The sequence below is a fragment of the Streptomyces sp. a15 genome (assembly GCF_059026085.1).
Genome location: NZ_JBWLKM010000025.1, coordinates 27,876 through 46,084 on the forward strand (window position 1 = coordinate 27,876; position 18,209 = coordinate 46,084).

22 protein-coding genes are annotated in these 18,209 nt (G+C 71.0%); 14 read left to right on the forward strand and 8 right to left on the reverse strand.

The annotated features are described in order from the left end of the window. Positions 1-55: 55 nt before the first annotated feature. A complete protein-coding gene (locus AC5P09_RS24910; RefSeq protein WP_493876010.1) occupies positions 56-790 on the reverse strand; it encodes a Clp protease N-terminal domain-containing protein in 735 nt (244 codons plus the stop codon). Between the two features lie 103 nt (positions 791-893). Here AC5P09_RS24910 and AC5P09_RS24915 point away from each other — a divergent pair, with 103 nt between their 5' ends. Beyond that, positions 894-2,006 carry a DUF2786 domain-containing protein gene (locus tag AC5P09_RS24915; RefSeq protein ID WP_493876011.1) on the forward strand — a complete coding sequence of 371 codons (1,113 nt, stop codon included), beginning with the start codon at positions 894-896 and terminating at the stop codon, positions 2,004-2,006. A gap of 55 nt (positions 2,007-2,061) precedes the next feature. On the opposite strand, the gene AC5P09_RS24920 is transcribed toward AC5P09_RS24915, so the two are convergent. The 4 genes from AC5P09_RS24920 to rpmB form a co-directional block, all read right to left on the reverse strand. Then, on the reverse strand, positions 2,062-2,601 hold the full coding sequence (locus AC5P09_RS24920) for a DUF4232 domain-containing protein (protein ID WP_493876012.1): 540 nt from the start codon (positions 2,599-2,601) through the stop codon (positions 2,062-2,064). Between the two features lie 113 nt (positions 2,602-2,714). Then, positions 2,715-3,266 carry a hypothetical protein gene (locus tag AC5P09_RS24925; protein ID WP_493876013.1) on the reverse strand — a complete coding sequence of 184 codons (552 nt, stop codon included), beginning with the start codon at positions 3,264-3,266 and terminating at the stop codon, positions 2,715-2,717. Positions 3,267-3,352: 86 nt separating this feature from the next. Continuing rightward, complete coding sequence (gene rpsN, locus AC5P09_RS24930) at positions 3,353-3,658, reverse strand: 30S ribosomal protein S14 (RefSeq protein ID WP_307676475.1); 306 nt, start codon at positions 3,656-3,658, stop codon at positions 3,353-3,355. After that, positions 3,658-3,894: a 50S ribosomal protein L28 gene (gene rpmB, locus AC5P09_RS24935; protein ID WP_030043313.1), complete on the reverse strand. Its 237-nt coding sequence runs from the start codon at positions 3,892-3,894 to the stop codon at positions 3,658-3,660. The genes rpsN and rpmB overlap by 1 nt, the downstream gene beginning before the upstream one ends. A gap of 62 nt (positions 3,895-3,956) precedes the next feature. Between rpmB and rpmG the strand changes: the two genes are divergently transcribed. From rpmG to AC5P09_RS24960, 5 genes are all read left to right on the forward strand, one after another. After that, complete coding sequence (rpmG, locus tag AC5P09_RS24940) at positions 3,957-4,121, forward strand: 50S ribosomal protein L33 (protein WP_046260352.1); 165 nt, start codon at positions 3,957-3,959, stop codon at positions 4,119-4,121. A gap of 7 nt (positions 4,122-4,128) precedes the next feature. Next, the gene (locus AC5P09_RS24945; protein WP_307676477.1) at positions 4,129-4,377 is read left to right on the forward strand and encodes a type B 50S ribosomal protein L31; all 249 of its coding nucleotides are present in this window, start codon (positions 4,129-4,131) and stop codon (positions 4,375-4,377) included. Between the two features lie 4 nt (positions 4,378-4,381). Beyond that, positions 4,382-5,542, forward strand: coding sequence for a CobW family GTP-binding protein (locus tag AC5P09_RS24950; protein ID WP_493876014.1), 1,161 nt, complete (start codon positions 4,382-4,384; stop codon positions 5,540-5,542). Between the two features lie 7 nt (positions 5,543-5,549). Then, entirely contained in the window at positions 5,550-5,786 is a 237-nt protein-coding gene (gene rpsR / locus AC5P09_RS24955; RefSeq protein WP_266435819.1) for a 30S ribosomal protein S18, read from the forward strand. Positions 5,787-6,082: 296 nt separating this feature from the next. Further along, a complete protein-coding gene (locus AC5P09_RS24960; RefSeq protein WP_493876015.1) occupies positions 6,083-6,349 on the forward strand; it encodes a DUF397 domain-containing protein in 267 nt (88 codons plus the stop codon). An 82-nt stretch (positions 6,350-6,431) separates the two neighbouring features. Here the strand turns inward: AC5P09_RS24960 and AC5P09_RS24965 are convergent, their stop codons facing one another. Next, entirely contained in the window at positions 6,432-6,917 is a 486-nt protein-coding gene (locus tag AC5P09_RS24965; RefSeq protein WP_493876016.1) for an ATP-binding protein, read from the reverse strand. Between the two features lie 352 nt (positions 6,918-7,269). Between AC5P09_RS24965 and AC5P09_RS24970 the strand changes: the two genes are divergently transcribed. The 7 genes from AC5P09_RS24970 to AC5P09_RS25000 all read left to right on the forward strand — a co-directional run bounded on the left by AC5P09_RS24970 (position 7,270) and on the right by AC5P09_RS25000 (position 14,395). After that, on the forward strand, positions 7,270-8,106 hold the full coding sequence (locus AC5P09_RS24970) for a Sco1979 family transcriptional regulator (RefSeq protein WP_493876068.1): 837 nt from the start codon (positions 7,270-7,272) through the stop codon (positions 8,104-8,106). Positions 8,107-8,229: 123 nt separating this feature from the next. Continuing rightward, entirely contained in the window at positions 8,230-9,690 is a 1,461-nt protein-coding gene (locus tag AC5P09_RS24975) for an aldehyde dehydrogenase family protein (RefSeq protein ID WP_493876017.1), read from the forward strand. A 144-nt stretch (positions 9,691-9,834) separates the two neighbouring features. Beyond that, positions 9,835-10,383 (forward strand): DinB family protein, encoded by a 549-nt coding sequence (locus tag AC5P09_RS24980; protein ID WP_493876018.1) that lies wholly within the window; start codon positions 9,835-9,837, stop codon positions 10,381-10,383. Between the two features lie 38 nt (positions 10,384-10,421). Beyond that, positions 10,422-11,063: a PadR family transcriptional regulator gene (locus AC5P09_RS24985; protein WP_266435807.1), complete on the forward strand. Its 642-nt coding sequence runs from the start codon at positions 10,422-10,424 to the stop codon at positions 11,061-11,063. Positions 11,064-11,155: 92 nt separating this feature from the next. Continuing rightward, positions 11,156-12,139 carry an ATP-binding cassette domain-containing protein gene (locus AC5P09_RS24990; RefSeq protein ID WP_493876019.1) on the forward strand — a complete coding sequence of 328 codons (984 nt, stop codon included), beginning with the start codon at positions 11,156-11,158 and terminating at the stop codon, positions 12,137-12,139. A 71-nt stretch (positions 12,140-12,210) separates the two neighbouring features. Then, positions 12,211-12,939: an ABC transporter permease gene (locus AC5P09_RS24995; RefSeq protein WP_493876069.1), complete on the forward strand. Its 729-nt coding sequence runs from the start codon at positions 12,211-12,213 to the stop codon at positions 12,937-12,939. A 229-nt stretch (positions 12,940-13,168) separates the two neighbouring features. Beyond that, positions 13,169-14,395 (forward strand): WD40/YVTN/BNR-like repeat-containing protein, encoded by a 1,227-nt coding sequence (locus tag AC5P09_RS25000; protein ID WP_493876020.1) that lies wholly within the window; start codon positions 13,169-13,171, stop codon positions 14,393-14,395. Positions 14,396-14,418: 23 nt separating this feature from the next. Here the strand turns inward: AC5P09_RS25000 and gad are convergent, their stop codons facing one another. Both gad and AC5P09_RS25010 read right to left on the reverse strand, forming a co-directional pair. Beyond that, positions 14,419-15,831: a glutamate decarboxylase gene (gene gad / locus AC5P09_RS25005; RefSeq protein ID WP_493876021.1), complete on the reverse strand. Its 1,413-nt coding sequence runs from the start codon at positions 15,829-15,831 to the stop codon at positions 14,419-14,421. A 53-nt stretch (positions 15,832-15,884) separates the two neighbouring features. Next, positions 15,885-17,168 carry an ion channel protein gene (locus tag AC5P09_RS25010; protein ID WP_493876022.1) on the reverse strand — a complete coding sequence of 428 codons (1,284 nt, stop codon included), beginning with the start codon at positions 17,166-17,168 and terminating at the stop codon, positions 15,885-15,887. Positions 17,169-17,325: 157 nt separating this feature from the next. On the opposite strand from AC5P09_RS25010, the gene AC5P09_RS25015 reads away from it, so the two are divergent. Further along, a complete protein-coding gene (locus tag AC5P09_RS25015) occupies positions 17,326-18,087 on the forward strand; it encodes a MerR family transcriptional regulator (RefSeq protein ID WP_493876023.1) in 762 nt (253 codons plus the stop codon). Positions 18,088-18,209 lie beyond the last annotated feature (122 nt).

An 18,209-nucleotide genomic window follows, 5' to 3' on the forward strand; every position in this document is an offset into this window, starting at 1 on the left:
CTGCTCTGGCCTGGCTCCGACCTGCTCCGACCTGCTCCGACCTGCTCCGGCCTGTTCAGTCCTGTTCGCCGAGCTTCACCGTGATCTTGGCGAGTGCCGCCGCGATGTTCTCCTCGACCGCCGGCTTGGTGACGCCGAGGCCGGACAGGACGCCCTCGCCGTTCTCGAACTCCAGCAGGGCGAGCAGGATGTGCTCGGTGCCGATGTAGTTGTGGCCGAGACGGAGGGCCTCGCGGAAGGTGAGCTCCAGGACCTTCTTGGCGTCGGAGCCGTAGGGGACGAGCTCCGGGACCTCCTCGGCGGCGGGCGGCAGTGCGGCGGTGGCGGCCTGGCGTACGGAGTCCAGGAGGACGCCCTGCGCGGTGATCGCCTTGGCGGCCAGGCCGTCCGGTTCGGCCAGCAGGCCGAGGACCAGGTGCTCGGGGCGGCCCTCGGGGTTGCGGGCCGCGATGGCCTCGTTGTGGGCGGCCATCACCGTGTTGCGGGCGCGGGGCGTGTAGCGGCTGAAGCCGGAGTTCGGATCGAGGGCCGCCGACTCCTTCGGCACGAACCGCTTCTGCGCGGCCTGCCGGGTGACGCCCATGCTCTGGCCGATGTCCGTCCAGGAGGCGCCCGAGCGCCGCGCCTGGTCCACGAAGTGGCCGATCAGATGGTCGGCCACCTCGCCGAGGTGCTCACCGGCGAGCACCGCGTCCTGGAGCTGTTCGAGGGGCTCGGCATGGACCTTCTTGATGGCCGTGATCAGGTCGTCGAGACGTACGGATGACGTGATGTTGGGGTTCGTCGTCATGTGTCAACCTTAGGTTGACAGTGGTCCAGTGTCAACCACGGGTTGACGTCAGGGGGTCCATGACGCGAGTTCCGGAGTGAGACGGGAGTGAGACGATCGTCCGGTGAGCAGCACCGTCGAACGCGCCTTCCAGGTCGCCCTCTACGCCGACACCGACTCCGCCCTCGACACCGGCGCCTCCCTCCTCGCGGCCGACCTCGCGGCGGACGCCGAACTCGACCGGCGGGGCCAGGAGTTCGTGGCGACGGCCTGGCGGCGCGGCTGGCAGCCCGCCGACGTCGTACGGATCGTGCGGCGCGAGCTGGACGGCGTGCACGCGCGCGTGCTGTCCGCGCTGATCCGCTCCCAGGCGGCGTACGACCGTCCGCGCGGCCCGCGCTGGACCGCCCAGCTCGACGAACTGGCCGCCGAGGCCGCCGAGGCCCCGCCCCGCACGGACCGCTTCTCGTACGCGACCGTCGTCCTGGAGCTGTACCGCCTGCTCCTGAGCCTGCCCGCGATCGAGCCCCTGGAGCAGCCCGCCGCCGCCCGGCACCACTCCAAGTCCGAGTCCCGCATGCTCGCCCGTATCCGCGCCCTCCTCGCCAAGGCGGAGGCGACCGGCTTCCCCGAGGAGGCCGAGGCGCTCAGTGCCAAGGCGCAGGAGCTGATGGCCCGGCACAGTGTCGACGAGGCGCTGCTCGCGGCCGGGGCGCCCGCGGCCGACGCCCCCGGCGCCTGCCGGATCGGGGTCGAGCCGCCGTACGAGCAGGCCAAGGCGGTGCTGCTGGACGCGGTCGCCACGGCGAACCACTGCCGGGCCGTGTGGAACGAACCCTTCGGCTTCACCACCGTCGTCGGTTTCGAACCGGACCTGGAGGTGGTCGAGCTGCTCTACACCTCGCTGCTCGTCCAGGCCCAGTCCGCGATGGCGAAGGCGGAGGCGGCGCAGCGCGCGGGCGGCCGTAAGCGGACCAAGAGCTTCCGGCAGTCCTTCCTCGCGGCCTATGCCCACCGCGTCAGCACGCGTCTGGCCGCGGCGGCGGACACCCAGGTCACCGACGATCTGCTGCCGGTCCTCGCCACCCGCGAGGTCGCCGTCACCGACCACCTCGACCGCATGTTCCCGGAGACCACCACCACCCGCCTGCGCGGCGTCAGCGACGAGGCGGGCTGGACGGAGGGGTCCCAGGCGGCCGACCGGGCGCAGGTCCGGGCGCGCCGGCCGCTCGGCTGAGGAGGCCGCTGAGGCTGAGGAGGCCGCTGAGGAGGCCGCGCACCTGTCGGCCGGGTCAGTCGCCGACCTGCTGGAATCCGCTCACCGTGGCGTCGGGCTCGCTCCCGTCGCCCTTCAGCGCGACCTCGCCGTACGACCACGGGAAGCCGTGCGTGGCCGTGGCCCCGGGCAGGCTGAACTTCCCGGTCTTCACGGCGAGGCTCTGCGCGCCGCCCGCCTCGCCCCGGACGTAGGTGATGGTGAAGGACATGGCCTGGTTCGCGGCGAGGGTCAGCTTCTGGGCCGTGGCGGCCGGGTCCGCGGGGACGTCCGTCGAGGTGTCGCCCGCCTGGAGGCCGACGGTGGGGAGGCCGTCGAGGGTGCACTCGGTGGCGCTGTTGGTGATCGTGACGGGGACGCTGCCCGTGTCCCCGGCGGCCGGGGCCTCGGCGGCGGGCCCGACCTCGACGGTGACCTCGTCGAGCTTGCAGGCGGTGCTCTCCTTGCCGGTTTCCGCGGCACCGACGCCGTCGTCATTGCTGCCGCTGTCGTCGCAGGCGGTGAGGAGGAGGGCTGCGGCGAGGGCGGCTGCGGCCAGGGAAGGGGCGGTGCGCATGAGGGTCCTCTGGGGGAGCGTGATGCCGATGGTCGAGTGCATGGATCATCACGCATCAGGCGGTGGTGCGGTTGCCCGCCCCGCCCAGGAGCCCGGTCGCCCGGGACGGAAACTCAGGACCCCAGGCTCGCCGTCGGCAGCTCGCTCGGCAGCTGTCCGCCCTCCGACCTGGTGTAGGTCTCCGTGCCGAGACCGCCCTCCCAGGTCACCTCGAGCGTCGACCCGCCGACGGAGTCGACCGTGCCCTCGGCCCGGTTCTTACTGCCGTCCGAGCACTTGAGGCGGATCGTTTCCGCGCCCGACTCCTCGCCGGCGGTGCCGCTGCACACCGCCCCGTCGGTGGCGAAGAGCCCGGCCTTGGTGCCGGTGATCACCAGCGCCACGGCCTTGCCGTCGGTGGTGGCGAGCCAGCTGCCCTCCAGCTCGTCGGACGCGGCCGTGCCCCCCTCGCTGCCGCCGGTCACGCCGCCGGTGTCCGCGCTCCCGGACGCGCTCGCGGACGTACTGGCGCTCGCGGACGGGCCGGGGCTGTCGGAGGCCTCGTCGTCGGAGCCGCCGTCACCACTGCACGCGGTCAGGGTGAGCGCACCGGCCAGGGCCGCGGCCGCGGCGGCGGTCCGCACCCGCCGCCGCGCCGCCGTACGCGAGAAGGTCGCCGAAGTCACTGGAAGCTCCCAAGCTGTAGCCGGTCGCCCCGTCGGCCGAGTCGGCCGGTTAAGGACCGCAGCAAGCTACCAGGGCGTAACCGGGCCTACCAGGACGACTTGCGAACGCCCGGCAGGTACCCCGCGTGCGCCTGCTCACGCAGCCCCACCCGGGACAGCCCGAAGGCACGGAAGTAGCCGCGGGGCCGTCCGTCCACCTGATCGCGGTTGCGGACGCGGGTGGCGCTGGCGTCCCGCGGCTGCCGGCGCAACTCCTCCTGGGCGGCGAGCCGTTCGGCCTCCGTCGAGGACGGCCGCCGGATGATCTCCTTCAGCTCGGCCCGGCGGGCGGCGTACCGCGCGACGATCACCTGGCGCTGCTCGTTCTTCGCGATCTTGCTCTTCTTCGCCATCAGACCTTCACCCCTCGCGCCCGGATCCGGGCCACGGCCGCCTCGACGCCGATCGTGTCGACGGTCTTGATCCCCTTGGTGCTCAGCCGCAGCCGTACGTGCCGGCCCTCGCTCGGCAGCCAGTAGCGCTTGGACTGGATGTTGGGGTCGAAGCGGCGCGAGGTGCGCCGGTGGGAGTGGGAGATGCGGTTGCCGAAGCCGGGCTGGGCGCCGGTCAGCATGCAGTGGGCGGACACGGGTGATGCACCTCTCTCGAAGCGGTTGTAGAAATGGAATTCATTTTCAGTAAGATACCAGCATGGCTCGCAACGAACTCCGCCCGGTCATCAAGCTCCGGTCCACCGCCGGGACCGGCTTCACCTACGTCACCCGCAAGAACCGCCGCAACGACCCGGACCGCATGACCCTGCGGAAGTACGACCCGGTCGCCCGCCGCCACGTCGACTTCCGAGAGGAGCGCTGACACCGCCATGCGCAAGGGAATCCACCCCGAGTACCGCCCCGTCGTCTTCCGCGACCGGGCCGCCGACTACGCCTTCCTGACCCGCTCGACGATGACCAGCGAGAAGACGGTCGAGTGGGAGGACGGCAACACCTACCCGGTCGTCGACGTCGAGATCTCCGACGTCAGCCACCCCTTCTACACGGGCACCGCCCGGGTCCTGGACACCGCCGGGCGCGTCGAGCGCTTCGAACGCCGGTACGGAAAGCAGGGCTAGCACCGTGGCCGTGCCTTCCGCACTCTCCGTCGTGATCGTCGGCGGGCTGCACGCCGACGCCCGCCGGGCGGCCGTCGCGCGGCTGCTCGCCGACGTGCCCGGCAGCGTCATACTCCACCACGACCTGGCGACCGCCGCGGCCGGCACGGTCGTACGGACCATCCGCGACGCCACCGGCATCATCGACGCCGGTGAGGCGCCCCTGGTCAACGACTGCGCCTGCTGCGCGCTCCGCGAGGACCTGGTGCCCGAGCTGCGCCGGCTCGCCGAGGTCGGCGCGACCCACCTCGCGGTCGTCGAGCTGTGGGACTCGGTCGAGCCCAAGGCCATGGCCGAGGTGGTCACGTCCGGCGGGCTCACCGTCACCGGCGTGATCACCGCCGTCGACCCGGCCCTCGTCCTGCCGTACCTGGCCAACGGCGACGACCTGGCCGAGGGCGGCCTCGCCGCCGCGGCCACCGACCAGCGGACGGTCGCCGACACCTTCGCACGGCAGCTGGAGTACGCCCCCGTCCTCGCCCTCGCCGACTCCCCGGAGGCCGACGACGAGGACCGGGAGCTGCTGGCCCAGCTGCATCCGACAGCCCGCCAGGTCCCGATCGGCCACGGCGACCTGGCGGGCGCCCGGCAGGAACTCGCCCGCGCCGCCCTCGCCGGCTTCGACGTGGAAGCCGCCGCGGCCGCCCAGCACCCCGCGTGCGCCCTGCTGCCCGCCGAGGCGGACGCGCACGGCGTGTCCACCCTCGTCTGGCGCCGGCACCGCCCCTTCCACCCGGAGCGGCTGTACGAGGCCCTGGAGGACATCACCTGTGCCGCCGCCCGCAGCCGGGGCCGGTTCTGGCTCGCCGACAAGCCGGACGCGCTGCTGCACTGGGACGCGGCCGGCGGGGCGCTGTGCGTGGAGAGCGCGGGCCCCTGGCTCGCGTCCCTCCCGGACGCGGCCTGGGAGATGGTCCCGCCGGTGCGCCGCGCCGCCGCCGCGCTGGACTGGCACCCCGAGCACGGCGACTGCTGCCAGCACCTCGTCTTCACGTCCCCCGGCCTCGACCGCGACGGACTGGAGTCGCTGCTGGAGTCCTGCCTCCTGACCGACACCGAGTACGCCGCCGGGCGCGACGCCTGGAAGCGGCTGCCGCCCGCCTTCGACACCCTCCTGGAGGTCTGACCCCGCCATGCCGCCCCGCAAGACCGACCGCAAGCCCGTCAAGAACCGGCCCAATCCGCTGGATCAGGCCAAAATCACGTACATCGACTACAAGGACACCGATCTGCTGCGGAAGTTCATCTCCGACCGCGGCAAGATCCGCAGCCGCCGGGTCACCCGCGTCACCGCTCAGCAGCAACGACTGCTGGCCCGCGCGATCAAGAACGCGCGGGAGATGGCACTGTTGCCGTACTCCAGCCGCTGACGGCGGCTCCCCGGTATCGCACCGTGACCACCGGCCGGGCGACGGTCCATTCCCGGCCATCGCCCGGCCGATGGAACACGAACGCCGTGCAATGCGTCTCTTTCCAAGGCAAGCCTTGGTGCGCGGCGGCATCGGTAAAACGTCCGTCAAAGCTGTAACCGCAGGAACACCCCCCGTGCACGTGCATCTGCAGATGCATCCGCCCATGCGTCTGCACATGAACAGGGCTATGATCCGGTCCAGTTGACCAATGCATCAATGGCCTCATCAGCCAGTGCACCACCGGGGAGCGACCTGTGGACCACGACGTGTACGACGTTGACGCGTCCGGCGTGTACAACGGCATGCCGGCCCCCAGGCTGGACGGGGTGGCCTGGCAGAAGAGCAGGCACAGCAACTCCCAGGGCTCCTGCGTGGAGTTCGCCCGGCTCCCCGGCGGCGAGGTGGCCGTACGCAACTCGCGCTTCCCCGACGGACCGGCGCTCGTCTACACCCGCGCCGAGATCGAGGCGATGCTGCTCGGCATCAAGGACGGCGAGTTCGACCACCTGATAGCGAGCTGAGCCGGACCGCTCCGGACCGTAATGTGGCGGTTGCTCCCCGTAACGCGCGTAGAACCCCGGCGTCAGAAAACGCCGGGGTTGCTCATTCGCCGGACTGCGGCTGGGGCAGCCGGAACAGCGCCCAGACGACCTTCCCGCCCAGCGTGCCCGCCAGCGGATGCCAGCCCCAGCTGTCGCTGAAGGAGTCGACGAGGAACAGTCCGCGGCCGGACTCCGCCGAGAAGTCGTCTGCCTCGCGGGCGATGGGACTGTCCGCGCTCGGGTCGCGCACCGCGCACACCAACCGCTCGGTCCACCGCATCAGATGCAGCCGCACGGGCGGGCTCTGCTCCGGTACGCGCGGGGTGTTGGCCGGCAGTGCGTGCCGCAGCGCGTTGGTCACCAGCTCCGAGACCACCAGACCGAGGTCGTCGAAACGGTCGCCCAGATCCCACCCGTCCAGCGTTCTGCGGGTGAACTGCCGTGCCTCGCGCACGGCTTCGTAGCGAGCCGGCAGTGCACACGATGCGGCGTTGGACACGGCCGCGGGGTCCAGCGGCGGAAGGCCCTGCCGTAACGGCTCGAGCATGGTCGATCCATTCGTCCCCATGCGAGGCACTCCCGGGAGGTCGCGGTCGTTGCGATGCAGCGGTTGCGCGGGACCATGGTTTCGGATGCGTACAGCAGATGCAAGGGCAGATGCACGTGCACGTGACCGAATTGGACCCTCCCGTACCGCTTGTTGGCCAATTTTTCCGCCATCTTCTCCCCGACTTCTTGCCCACTCCTCCCCAGAACCTGTCTGCCCACTGTGCGGATGGATCAATTATTTCCGTCTCTGTAATCGGACGAGTACTGCTCGGAGTGTTTTAGTGGCAGACTTCGGCCCCTGAAGACGGTTGGGGAGGCTGACGAACGTGAGCGCGGGAGAGCCCGGATCGGTGGTGCGGCGGATGCTGCTCGGCTCGCAACTCAGGCGACTGCGTGAGGCACGCGGGATCACCCGTGAGGCCGCGGGGTACTCGATCCGCGCCTCCGAGTCGAAGATCAGCCGGATGGAGTTGGGCCGGGTGAGCTTCAAGACACGGGACGTGGAGGACCTGCTGACGCTGTACGGCATCACGGACGAGGCGGAGCGCAACTCGCTGCTCTCCCTCGCCAAGGAGGCCAACGTCGCGGGCTGGTGGCACAGTTACTCGGACGTGCTGCCGAGCTGGTTCCCCACCTATGTCGGCCTGGAGGGCGCGGCGTCCCTGATCCGCGCCTACGAAGTCCAGTTCGTGCACGGCCTGTTGCAGACCGAGGCGTACGCGCGCGCGGTCGTGCGGCGCGGCATGAAGGGCGCGAGCGCGGAGGACGTCGAGCGGCGCGTGGCGCTGCGCCTGGAGCGGCAGAAGTACCTCCTGGAGGACGACGCCCCCGAGTGTCACATCGTCCTGGACGAGGCCGCCCTGCGCCGCCCCTACGGCGACCGCGAGGTGATGCGCGGCCAGTACCAGCACCTGATCGAGATCTCCGCGCGCCCCAACGTCCGGCTGCAGATCATGCCGTTCAGCTTCGGCGGGCACTCCGGCGAGAGTGGCGCGTTCACGATCCTCTCCTTCCCGGAGTCCGACCTGTCCGACGTCGTGTACCTGGAGCAGCTCACCAGCGCGCTGTACCTGGACAAGCACGAGGACGTCGCCCAGTACGAGAAGGCGCTGAAAGAACTCCAGCAGGACAGCCCCGGGCCGGACGAGAGCCGGGACCTCCTGCGGGGTCTCCTCCAGCTGTCCTAGGGTTCTCCCCAGGTTCTCCCCAGAAGATTGCCCAGAGTGCCCAACTCGCTTGAGACGCCAGTACGATGACGTGTGATCAGACCGTGACGTTGATCGTGTGTCTGCTAGTGATTTGGGGATCACATGTCGTCCTACTTCACCGACCTGGCTCAGCAGTACATCGACGGTGAGTGGCGCCCGGGTACAGGCTCCTGGGACATCATCGACTTCAACCCGTACGACGACGAGAAGCTGGCATCGATCACGATAGCCACGGTCGACGAGGTCGACGAGGCGTACCAGGCGGCCGCCCGCGCCCAGAAGAAGTGGGCCGAGACCAACCCGTACGCGCGCCGCGCCGTCTTCGAGAAGGCCCTCAGACTGGTCGAGGAGCGCGAGCAGGAGATCGCCGAGGTGATCATCGCCGAGCTCGGCGGCACCCGGCTGAAGGCCGGCTTCGAGCTCCACCTCGCCAAGGAGTTCCTGCGCGAGTCGATCCACCTGGCGCTGCGCCCCGAGGGCCGGATCATCCCGTCGCCGGTCGACGGCAAGGAGAACCGCCTCTACCGCGTGCCGGTCGGCGTCGTGGGCGTGATCAGCCCCTTCAACTTCCCGTTCCTGCTGTCGCTCAAGTCGGTCGCCCCCGCGCTCGCCCTCGGCAACGCCGTGGTCCTCAAGCCGCACCAGAACACGCCGATCGTCGGCGGCTCCCTGGTCGCGAAGATCTTCGAGGACGCGGGCCTGCCCGGCGGTCTGCTCAACGTCGTCATCACGGACATCGCGGAGATCGGCGACGCCTTCATCGAGCACCCGATCCCGAAGGTCATCTCCTTCACCGGCTCCGACAAGGTCGGCCGCCATGTCGCCACCGTCTGCGCCGCGAACTTCAAGCGCTCGGTCCTCGAACTGGGCGGCAACAGCGCGCTGGTGGTCCTCGACGACGCGGACATCGACTACGCCGTCGACGCGGCGGTCTTCAGCCGGTTCGTCCACCAGGGCCAGGTCTGCATGGCCGCGAACCGTGTCCTCGTGGACCGTTCGGTCGCCGACGAGTTCACCGAGAAGTTCGTCGCCAAGGTCAAGACGCTCAAGGTCGGTGACCCGCGCGACCCCGAGACCATCATCGGCCCGGTCATCAACTCCTCCCAGGCGGACTCCCTTTCCGGCGTCGTCGAGCAGGCGATCACCGAAGGTGCCACGGCGCTCGTGCACGGCACCAGGACGGACAACCTGGTCGAGCCGTCCGTCCTCACCGACGTCCCCGCAGGCTCCTCCCTGCTCCAGCAGGAGGTCTTCGGCCCGGTCGTCTTCCTCGTCCCCTTCGACGGCGAGGAGGAGGCCGTACGCATCGTCAACGACACCCCGTACGGCCTGAGCGGCGCCGTCCACACCGGTGACATCGAGCGCGGCGTGAACTTCGCCAAGCAGATCGACACCGGCATGTTCCACGTGAACGACGGCACGGTCCACGACGAGCCGCTCGTCCCCTTCGGCGGCGAGAAGCACTCCGGCATCGGCCGTCTGAACGGCGACTCGACGGCGGACTCGTTCACCACGCTGAAGTGGATCTCGGTGCAGCACGGGCGGAGCGGGTTCCCGTTCTAGGTTTCACCGGCGGTCTTTCTCCGGCCGCTGTTTCTTCGGCTGTCGCGACCCTTGCGGACAGAAGCTGACCGCAAGGGCCCGTAGCTTCGTCGGTGTCGGGGGAAACCCCCGGAACATCCCGAATCCGACGAAAGGCGGCCGGTCATGGTCACTCACGTGCGAGCCGAGGCGCAGGGCGACGAGCGCGGTGCGCTGCTCTCCTTCCTGGCCGAGCAGCGCGGCGGCATCCGGCGCGCTGTGCTCGGGCTGACGGACGAGCAGGCCACGTCGAGCCCCAGCGCCAGCGAACTGTCCCTGGCCGGCCTGCTCAAGCACGTCGCCGAGGTCGAGCAGGGATGGGTGGCCCGCGCGAAGGGCGGGGCGCCGGTGGTGAAGCGCGACGAGTCGAACTGGCACGAGTGTTTCGAGCTGGTGGGTGACGAGACCGTCGAGTCGCAGCTGGCGTACTGGGAGAAGGTCGCCGCCGACACGGAGGCGTTCGTCCGCTCGGTCCCGAGCCTCGACGACACCTTCCCGCTCCCGAACGACCCCTGGTTCCCGCCGGACGAGCGCGTCTCCATGCGCTGGGTGGTCCTGCACCTGATCCGCGAGACGGCCCGGCACGCCGGCCACGCCGACATCATCCGCGAGTCCCTGGACGGCGCCACCGCCTTCGAACTGGTGGCCAAGGAGCAGGGCGCCTCCTGGGGCTGACCCGCGGTGCTGCCACGCGGCGGCCTAATCTGGACCGCATGTCAGCGATCCGTCTCCTCGTGCTCGGCGCGGTGCGCCAGCACGGCCGGGCCCATGGCTACCAGGTGCGCAACGACCTGGAGTACTGGGGCGCGCACGAGTGGTCCAACGCCAAGCCCGGCTCGATCTATCACGCGCTCAAGCAGATGGCCAAGCAGGGTCTGCTGCACGCGCACGAGATCGCGCCGTCCACCGCGGGCGGGCCGCCGCGCACGGAGTACGAGCTCACCGAGGCCGGTACCGAGGAGTGCTTCAGGCTGGTGCGCGAGGCGCTGACCTCGTACGACCAGAAGATGGACCTCAAGTCGGCGGCCATCGGCTTCATGGTGGAGCTGCCGCGCGCCGAGGCCGTGGCGCTCCTGAAGGAGCGGATCCGGCGCATCGAGGAGTGGCGCTCCGCCGTCACCGAGCACTACGTGCCCGAAGAGGGCCCGGAGCAACTCGGCCACATCGGCGAGATCATGAACCTCTGGGTCCACACGGCGGACGCCGAGGCCGAGTGGACCCAGGGGTTGATCGCCCGCATCGAGGGGGGCGCCTACACCTTCGCGGGTGAGGGCGAACCCTTCGTCGGCATCCTGGCCGAGGGCGAGGAGAACCCGTACGCGACGGATGAGCGGCATCCGGGAGACGCCCGCTAATCAAGTTTGACCAATATGATGCGCGGTGATACTTTGCTGAGGTAGTCAAGTTTGACTAACGAGTGGGCGGGCGAGTGAGCAAGGGAGTGGCAGTGGCCGACACGGCGATCACCGTCGAAGGCGCACACAAGAAGTACGGCGACAAGAAGGCACTGGACGGACTCGACCTGCGGGTCGGGCGAGGGACGGTGCATGGCGTGCTCGGGCCGAACGGCGCGGGCAAGACGACCCTGGTCCGCATCCTCTCCACCCTGCTCCGGCCCGACGCGGGCCGGGTGGAGGTGGTGGGCCACGACCTCGTGACCCACTCCCAGGAGGTCCGCTTCCGTATCGGACTGCTCGGCCAGCACGCGGCCCTCGACGAGGAGCTGTCCGGCCGCCAGAACCTGGAGATGTTCGGCCGGCTGTACCACCTGGGCGCCCGGCACGCGCGCGTGCGGGCCGGCGAGCTCCTGGAGCGCTTCGGCCTCGCCGACACCGGCCGCAAGCCCGTCAGCGCCTACAGCGGCGGTATGCGGCGCCGCCTCGACCTGGCAGCCTCCCTCATCACCGACCCGGAGGTCCTCTTCCTGGACGAACCCACGACCGGCCTCGACCCGCGCGGCCGCGCCGAGGTGTGGGCCGCGGTCCGCTCCCTCGTGGGTGCCGGTACGACGGTCCTGCTGACCACGCAGTACCTGGAAGAGGCCGACCAGCTCGCCGACCGTATCTCGGTCGTCGACCAGGGCCGGGTCATCGCCGACGGCACGGCGGACGAACTGAAGGCGCTGACCGGGGGCGACCGGATCGACGTGGTCCTGCGGGACGCGGGCCAACTGGGCGCGGCGGTGGCTCTCTTGCCGCTCGCCGCGTCGCAGGTGTCCGTCGACGCCGACCGCCGGCTGCTCAGCGCGCCGGTCACCGACCGCATGGCGGCACTGTCCGGTGTCGTACGGGCACTGGAGGAGGCCGGCATCGAGGCGGAGGACGTGGCCCTGCGCCGCCCGACGCTGGACGAGGTGTTCCTGCACCTCACCGGCGACGACAGAGGGGGCGACCAGCGAGTGGGCGACCACGGAGTGAAGGAGGCCGCGTGAGTACGAGTACGAGCACATACGCCACGAGCCGGTACGCCACGCGCGCGTACGCACTGACCGATTCCTGGACCATGACCCGGCGCGAACTCGCCCACTGGGCACGGCAGCCGGTGCAGGTCGTGGTCGGCCTGGTCTTTCCCGTGATGCTGCTGCTGATGTTCGGTTACCTCATCGGCGGTGGGCGGGAAGTCGAAGGAGGCTACGTCGACTACCTGGTCCCCGGCATGCTCGCACTCACCATGGCCTTCGGCCTGGAGGGCACGATGCTCGCCGTCACGCAGGACCTCAACAAAGGCGTGATCGACCGCTTCCGGTCCATGCCGATGGCCAACAGCGCGGTGCTGGTGGGCCGTTCGGCCGCCGACATGCTCCAGTCGGCGGTGAGCCTCACGGTGATGATCGGCGTCGGGTACGCGATCGGCTGGCGGCCGCACGGCGGGGTCTCCGGCCTCCTCGGAGCCGTCGGGCTGCTCCTGCTGTTCCGCTTCGCCATGCTGTGGATCGGCATCCACCTGGCGATGGTGGCCGGGAAACCGGAGCTGGTGCAGGCCGTGCAGATCCTGGTCTGGCCGGTCGGCTTCCTCTCCAACGCCATCGCGACCCCCGAGTCCATGCCGGGGTGGCTGGGCACGGTGGTCGAGTGGAACCCGATGTCCCAGACGGCGACGGCGGTACGGGACCTGTTCGGCGGGCCGGGCGGGGAGCCGGGGCATGTGTGGGCGGCGGTGGTGTGGCCGCTGGTGCTGCTGGGCGTGTTCTTTCCGTTGGCGGTGCGGAGGTTCCGGGGGTTGAGCAAGTAGGGCGGGGCGGAGAGTTGGCGGGGCGGAGGGGCGGAGTGCCGACGGGGCGGCACGGCGGCGGGCGGTAGGGCGGCACGGCGGGCGGCAGGGCGGCGCGGCGGGCGGCAGGGCGGCTCCGAAAAGTCGTCGTGGGGGAGTGGGAACCCGGATGCGGCGAGCGGTGTACCAGAAATGACAGTGCATCGCGGCCGGGCGGATCCGGTGGATCTGTGGTGATCGGGGGGGTCCCATGAGGTGGGTCAGGGGCAGGGCGGTGGTGGCCGCAGCGCTGGGCGTGCTGGCGTTGGCGACGGCTTGCGTGGACGCGGGGGCGGAGGACGGGCGGGCGGACGCGCGTGCGGGCGAGAGAGGGGACGCGGGGGCCGCCGGGCCCCCTCGTGTCCCGTCCGCGCCGGACCTGCCCGGCTTCGTGGCCGGCACCGGCTTCGCGTCGGACGGCAGCGGGTTCGCGCTGTTCGCGGAGTGCGAGAAGACGCGGTGCCGGCAGGGAGTCGCCGTGCTCGACCGGGGCGCCGGCGCCTGGCGGCTGGGGCGCTCGCCGTTGCCGGACGTGACGGGCAACCTCGGGATCACGGCCGGCCTGGTCGTGCTGGGGCCCGGCCGTGCGCTCATCACCGAGGGCACCTGGCCGCCGCCGGACGGCACCTGGTTCACCGGGGACGGGGGCCGCAGCTGGAAGCGGGGCTTCAGCGAGCCCTCGGGCGCGACGCCGGTCGTGCCCGAGGGGGGTGCCCTGGTCGAGGACTGCCTCCGGACGGACCCGGAGGGCAACGGCTGCGAGCGGTCCCGCCTGGCCGCGATCCTGCCGGACACGGGGGAGTACCGGACGTTGGCGACCCAGCCTCCCCTGAAGGGCGCGGTGCGGCCGGCGGGGGAGGTCGCGGGGGAAGCCGAGAGCGGTCCCGTGCGCGGGCCGGCCGCGAGCCTCCTCTTCGCCTCCGGCAGCCACCCGCACTCCGGCCGGCCCGCCCTCGCCGTCAGCGAGGACCGGGGGCGCAGCTGGCGGCTGTCCCGGCTGCCGGGGGCGGCGGAGCACGGCTCGGGTGCGCACGTGGTCGGCGCCGCGCGGTCGAAGGTGCTGTACGCGCTCCAGCCGGGCGTCCCGCCCGACGAGGACGACGTGAAGAACGGCCTGCTCGCCCTGTACCGCAGCACCGACGGCGCCCGCACCTGGGCGCGGGTCTGGAAGCACCGCAAGGGCGTGGAACCGCGCTCGTCACTCGGCGCCCCGGTCGCCGCCTCCGACGGCAGTCTGACGGTCTACGGCGAGGCAGGCGTCTGGCGCAGCACCGACGGCGGGCGTTCCTTCACAGGGTCCGGCTCCCGGGGAATCGCGGGCTCGGTCACCCCGACGCCGCTCGGCTACCTGTGGAGCGACAGCTATGGCGCCGGGAGCTTCCGCATATCCGCCGACGGGGTCCACTGGACGTCGTTCGACCTGGGCGACGGGAACTGACGGGGGCGCACCGCACGGCCGGATCAGTGATGGAAACCCGTGGCCGCTTCCTTGTCGTGGGTCAACGGGTGCGGCTGTCGGCGCAGTTCGGGCACCAGCCGCCCCAGGTCCTCCACGAACAGCTCGGCGAGGTCGGCCGAGAACCCGTTGCGGCACACCACCCGCAGGACGGACAGGTCCTCGCGGTGGGGCGGGAAGGTGTATGCGGGCACCAGCCAGCCCCGCTCACGCAGCCGCCGGGACACGTCGAAGACGTCGTACGCGTCCACGCCGGGCGCGGTCGTGAAGGCGAACACCGGCAGCTGGTCGCCCCGGGTCAGCAGCCGGAAGTCGCCGAGCGCCTCCACGCGTTCGGCGATGCCGAGGGCCACGTCCCGCGTGGACTGCTGCACCGCCCGGAAACCCTCGCGGCCCAGCCGCAGGAACGTGTAGTACTGCGCGACCACTTGGGCGCCCGGCCGGGAGAAGTTGAGGGCGAAGGTCGGCATGTCGCCGCCCAGGTAGTTGACCCGGAAGACGAGTTCCTCGGGCAGGGCCTCCCTGTCACGCCACAGGGCCCAGCCGACCCCCGGGTAGACGAGCCCGTACTTGTGGCCCGAGGTGTTGATGGAGGCGACCCTCGGCAGTCGGAAGTCCCACACCAGGTCCTCGTCGAGGAAGGGCGCCACCATGGCGCCGGACGCCCCGTCGACGTGCACGGGGATGTCGAGGCCGGTCCGCTCCTGGAGGGCGTCGAGGGCAGCGCACAGATCGGCGATCGGTTCGTAGGAGCCGTCGAAGGTGGAGCCGAGGATGCCGACGACGCCGATGGTGTTCTCGTCGCACAGTTCGGCGGCCGCCTGTGGGTCGAGGTGGAAGCGGTCGCCCTCCATGGGGACCTGACGGGCCTCCACCTCCCAGAAGTTGCAGAACTTCTCCCAGCAGACCTGGACGTTGACGCCCATGACGAGGTTCGGGCGGGTGTCCCGGGCCGGGTACCGGTCGGCGTTCCGCTGCGCCCAGCGCCGCTTGAGCGCCATGCCGGCGAGCATGCACGCCTCGCTCGACCCGGTGGTCGAACAACCCACGGCGGCCGCCGGGTCGGGCGCGTTCCACAGGTCGGCGAGCATGGCCACGCAGCGCCGCTCCAGTTCGGCGGTGCGCGGGTACTCGTCCTTGTCGATCATGTTCTTGTCCCGGCACTCGTCCATCAGGACCCCGGCCTGCGGTTCCATCCAGGTGGAGACGAAGGTGGCGAGGTTCAGCCGGGAGTTGCCGTCCAGCATCAGCTCGTCGTGGACCAACTGGTAGGCGGTCGTGGGCGACAGGGGAGTGTCCGGGAGCCGGTGCTTGGGCGGGGCCTCGGTCATGCCGCCGATCGGGTTGGCCTCGCCGTAGAAGGGATTGACGGACAGGGGACGCTCGTCGGGCTTCTCGGGGCCTTTGTGGAGCGGCATGGGCGGGTCTCCTCAGGGGATCGGGGGGTTCATCGGCGGGTTCATCGGCGGGTTCAGACGACCGGGGTTCCGTCCTTGCGCAGCTGCATCTGCGGACGCCCCGTCACCAGGAGCCAGGCGGGCAGGGAGGCGATGCAGAGCAGGGCGAGGATCGCGGGGGAGGCCACCAGCACGGCGGCCGTGAACAGGCTCACCCAACCCTGCCGGGTGATGGCGAGAAGCATCCCGAGGACACCCGCGGCGACACCGACCGCCGGGTGCACGGCGGGCACCAGGGCATGGGCGCCGAGCCCGAAGGCGACGCCGACGAACACGGCCGGGAAGATCCGCCCGCCCCGGAAGCCGCAGGACGCGGCGACGAGCAGCGCGGCCAGCTTCACCACCGTCATCGTCGCGAACTCGCCCGCCGACCAGCCCTCGGGGCTGCGGGCCAGCTCGCCGACCTCGTCCAGCCCCTTGAAGAGCGTCAGATGCCCGCCCAGGGCCGCCAGCAGGCCCAGCACGAGCCCGCCCGCCGGAAGGGCCAGCATCGGGTGCCCGAGCCGGGCGAAGGCGCCGTGGACGTACGGGAAGGCGTACACGGCGACGATGCCGAGCAGCGCCGCCGCCGACGCGACCACCAGCACCGCCAGCAGGTCGCCCCAGCCGGGCCGCCCGATGGCGGGCAGATGCAGATCGAAGGTCGGATGGGCCACCAGGGTGGTCGTCAGGGCGCCCGCCGCGGCGGCGACCAGCGGCGCGAAGACGTTGTCCCACAGCGCCCCCCTCAGCTGCTTCCCGGCCAGCGCCTCCGAGATGAGCAGCGCCGCTGCCACCGGCGTACCGAACAGGGCCCCGATCGTCGCCGCCTCCGCCAGCGCCGGCCACAGGCCGCCTGGAACCCGGGGGAGCAGTCGGCTGCCCAGCCAGAAGGCGAGCCCCACGTTCACGGCGATGATCGGGTTCTCGGGACCGAGGCTCGGCCCGCCCGCGAGCATCAGCCCGGTCGCCAGCACCAGCCCGGGCAGCACGGCGGGCGGGAGAACGGGAGCGTCGAGGCCGGTGGTGGCCGGGTCGGGACCGGCGTGCCCGGGCACCTTCCACACCACCAGCCCGACCGCCACGCCCGTCGCGGTGAGCACGACGAGCATCCACAGCACGGAGTACCGGCCGATCCCCAGCGCGTCCGGCAGGTCCTGCCACAGCACGTCCTGGAGCTCCTCGGCCGCCGCGCTCACCCCGACGAAGAGCAGGCTCGCGCCCACCCCTACGACGAGAGCGGGGAGGATCAGCGGCAGCAGGGCGCGCGCCGGGGTCGCCGGGGCGGCGGGTGCCTGCTGCACGGTGTCCTGGGCCACGGGCTCACGATAAGCGGACAAAACCGGCGGAACATCCGGAGGGATCCGGTTGGGCCCGCCGCCTCGCACCTGGCCGGGGAATCCGGGAAATCCGGCTTGCACCTCACGTCACGTGAGGACCCACCGTGGAGTGCGTACCGAGAAGGGAGCGGACGAAGTGAGCTATTCCGTGGGACAGGTCGCCGGTTTCGCCGGAGTGACGGTGCGCACGCTGCACCACTACGACGACATCGGCCTGCTCGTCCCGAGCGAGCGCAGCCACGCGGGCCACCGGCGCTACAGCGACGCCGACCTCGACCGGCTGCAGCAGATCCTGTTCTACCGGGAGCTCGGCTTCCCGCTCGAGGAGGTCGCCGCCCTGCTCGACGACCCGGCCGCGGACCCGCGCGCGCACCTGCGCCGCCAGCACGACCTGCTGACCGCCCGGATCGAGAAGCTGCAGAAGATGGCGGCGGCCGTGGAACACGCCATGGAGGCACGCACGATGGGCATGAACCTCACACCACAGGAGAAGTTCGAGGTCTTCGGCGACAAGGACCCCGAGCAGTACGCCGAGGAAGCCGAACAGCGCTGGGGCGACACCAAGGCGTACGCCGAGACACAGCGCCGCGCCGCGCGCTACACCAAGGACGACTGGCAGCGCATGCAGGCCGAGGTCAACGACTGGAGCGAGCGCTACAACGCCCTGATGGACGCCGACGAACCGCCGACCGGCCAGGCGGCGATGGACCTGGCCGAGGAACACCGGCAGCACATCTGCGGGTGGTTCTATGAATGCTCGTACGAAATCCACCAGGGCCTCGGCGAGATGTACGTCTCCGACGAGCGCTTCAAGGCGTTCTACGACTCCATGCGCCCGGGCCTCGCCGAACACCTCAGGGATGCGATCAAGGCGAACGCGAGCCGCCGCACCTCGTAACCCCTGGCCCAGGGTGCACAGCTTTGTCCCAGACGGACCACAGTGCATCCTGGGGACGCCCATGGAACCTGGGCCACGACAGCTGCGTTGATACTTTTGGGCAGCCAGCCTCAGCCCGTCCC

What these genes read in the sequence shown, in the direction of transcription:
- gad (WP_493876021.1), bottom strand. Translation starts at nt 15,831, where the DNA reads ATGCCGCTCCACAAAGGCCCCGAGAAGCCCGACGAGCGTCCCCTGTCC.
- rpsN (WP_307676475.1), bottom strand. Translation starts at nt 3,658, where the DNA reads ATGGCGAAGAAGAGCAAGATCGCGAAGAACGAGCAGCGCCAGGTGATC.
- AC5P09_RS24980 (WP_493876018.1), top strand. Translation starts at nt 9,835, where the DNA reads ATGGTCACTCACGTGCGAGCCGAGGCGCAGGGCGACGAGCGCGGTGCG.
- AC5P09_RS24945 (WP_307676477.1), top strand. Translation starts at nt 4,129, where the DNA reads ATGCGCAAGGGAATCCACCCCGAGTACCGCCCCGTCGTCTTCCGCGAC.
- AC5P09_RS25000 (WP_493876020.1), top strand. Translation starts at nt 13,169, where the DNA reads ATGAGGTGGGTCAGGGGCAGGGCGGTGGTGGCCGCAGCGCTGGGCGTG.
- AC5P09_RS24995 (WP_493876069.1), top strand. Translation starts at nt 12,211, where the DNA reads ATGACCCGGCGCGAACTCGCCCACTGGGCACGGCAGCCGGTGCAGGTC.
- AC5P09_RS24985 (WP_266435807.1), top strand. Translation starts at nt 10,422, where the DNA reads ATGTCAGCGATCCGTCTCCTCGTGCTCGGCGCGGTGCGCCAGCACGGC.
- AC5P09_RS24910 (WP_493876010.1), bottom strand. Translation starts at nt 790, where the DNA reads ATGACGACGAACCCCAACATCACGTCATCCGTACGTCTCGACGACCTG.
- rpmG (WP_046260352.1), top strand. Translation starts at nt 3,957, where the DNA reads ATGGCTCGCAACGAACTCCGCCCGGTCATCAAGCTCCGGTCCACCGCC.
- rpsR (WP_266435819.1), top strand. Translation starts at nt 5,550, where the DNA reads ATGCCGCCCCGCAAGACCGACCGCAAGCCCGTCAAGAACCGGCCCAAT.
- AC5P09_RS24975 (WP_493876017.1), top strand. Translation starts at nt 8,230, where the DNA reads ATGTCGTCCTACTTCACCGACCTGGCTCAGCAGTACATCGACGGTGAG.
- AC5P09_RS24920 (WP_493876012.1), bottom strand. Translation starts at nt 2,601, where the DNA reads ATGCGCACCGCCCCTTCCCTGGCCGCAGCCGCCCTCGCCGCAGCCCTC.
- AC5P09_RS24965 (WP_493876016.1), bottom strand. Translation starts at nt 6,917, where the DNA reads ATGCTCGAGCCGTTACGGCAGGGCCTTCCGCCGCTGGACCCCGCGGCC.